Genomic DNA, 1,816 nt, shown 5'->3' with positions numbered 1-1,816 from the left:
CGGCAGACCCCGCGTGGACGGTGACGGTCAGCGTGCCCGCGAGCGACTCGAGGGCGGCGCGCAGGTCGTCGGCGCGGTCGGGGGCGATGGACACCTCGACGATCCCGGCGAAGGCGCCCGCCAGTTCGGCGAGTTCGCTGTTCTCCCAGTTGCCGCCGTGGGAGTCGACGATGTCGGCGACCGCGGACACCAGGCCCGCTCGATCGTCGCCGACGACGGTGAGCACGAGGGTGGTCATGTCGACAGCGTAGCCAGCGGACGACTCACGCGGTCGCCGTGGCGGCATCCCACCGTCGTGTCGCGGCGGCGTTGAGCACGGCGGTCGCGAGCACGAGAGCGGCCGCGACGGCGGGCAGGAGCATCGCGGCCTCGACCGAGACGCTCTCGGCGACAGCGCCGGTGATCGCCGACGACAGCGCCTGCGCGAGGGTCAGCGCCGAGGCGAGCAGGGTCATCGTCGAGGCCGACCGCCCACGCGGCGCGCGGAGCCCGGCGAGGCTGAAGACCGTGACGAGCGAGGGACCGACGCCGATGCCCATGAGGCACAGCACGACCGTGACCGTGACGACCGACCCTCCGACGGTGTACGCGCCCGCCGAGGCGGCCAGCACCGCCGCGAACGCGACGAGCCGCCACCGCAGCGCGAACGCCTCGGGCAGCAGCGCCACGGCCAGAGCGAGCACCGCCGAACCGACACCCATCACGCCGTAGAGCAGGGCTCCCGCTTCGGGAGCGCCCTGGGCCTCCATGAAGGCCGTCAGCGAGGTCAGCGTCGAGCCGAAGAACAAGCCCACGCCGAAAACCGCCGCCACCAGCACGGTCAGACGCGGCCGCAGCAGCTCTCGTGCCGGCGCCATCTCGGCGCGCTCCGCGCGTGCGGGCACGGCGCGCCCGGTCGGGTGCAGGGCGAAGGCCGTGACGAACACGAAGCTCAGCACCGCCGCCCCGGCGATGGGCGCCCACGGGGCGATGAGCGCCGCCAGCACGCCCACGACGAAGGGACCGATGACGAACGCGGTCTCGTCGGCCGCCGATTCGTAGGCCATCGCGCGCGAGAACGTGCGCTCGCGCCGCTCGGGGCGCACACGCTCGCCGATCAGCGCCATCACGCGACTGCGCGACATCGCCGCGGTCTGCGGACCGGTCAGTCCGATCGCGGCCGCGGCGACCAGCAGCAGGGCGTCGCCCGTGCGCGAGGCGACCACCAGGGGGAAGATCGCGAGCAGGATGCCGTTGGCCAGACCCACCGGGATGAGAACGCGTCGCTGCCCGAATCGATCGGCGAGGTCGCCCAGCACGGGACCGGCGACGACCACGCCGAGACCGACGGCGGCCGAGGTGAGGCCGCCGAGGGCCACCGAGCCGCGCAGCGCGACGACGATGGCGAGCACGCCGACGGTCATCATGGCGAACGGGAGCCGGGCGACGAACGCGATCGGGAAGTACCAGAACCCCGTGTGATGCACGAGCGGGCGGTCGAGGACGGCGGATGAGGACGCGGGCAGTGACATGGAGCGGTCTCCGGGAGGCGATGGAACGTGCCGCCTTGCCGGACCGGTAGGTAGGTGCACTCTGTGCGGCGGGGTGATCCCGCGTCTTCATTCTACCGTGGGTGGCGAATGGCCGCCCGGGTCACGACACGAGCGCGACGACGGCGGCGATCACCGACGCCAGAGCCAGCACGAGGGCGATCGCGATGAGCACCGTGTGGACGATCAGGAACGCCGTCGGCTTGCCCGCGGCATCCCGCGCCCGGGGGTCTTTCGCGATGCGAGGGTAGAAACGCGGCCAGACGACCGCGTTGAACACGGCGTTG

The 1,816-nt window shown here is 72.7% G+C and carries 3 protein-coding genes; all 3 read right to left on the bottom strand.

The features are described 5' to 3' along the window. Window positions 1-238: glycine cleavage system protein R (locus DBR36_RS11645; protein WP_308810953.1), on the bottom strand; the 238-nt coding region annotated here is incomplete at its 3' end. A gap of 25 nt (window positions 239-263) precedes the next feature. Continuing rightward, on the bottom strand, window positions 264-1,511 hold the full coding sequence (locus DBR36_RS11640; RefSeq protein ID WP_108319563.1) for an MFS transporter: 1,248 nt from the start codon (window positions 1,509-1,511) through the stop codon (window positions 264-266). Between the two features lie 121 nt (window positions 1,512-1,632). Beyond that, window positions 1,633-1,816: SCO4848 family membrane protein (locus DBR36_RS11635; RefSeq protein ID WP_108319561.1), on the bottom strand; the 184-nt coding region annotated here is incomplete at its 5' end.

Source organism: Microbacterium sp. HMWF026 (assembly GCF_003061325.1).
Classification (GTDB): Bacteria; Actinomycetota; Actinomycetes; order Actinomycetales; family Microbacteriaceae; genus Microbacterium; species Microbacterium testaceum_E.
Note: the sequence above shows the minus strand (reverse complement) of the source record. Positions and strands in the feature narration are given on the sequence as shown.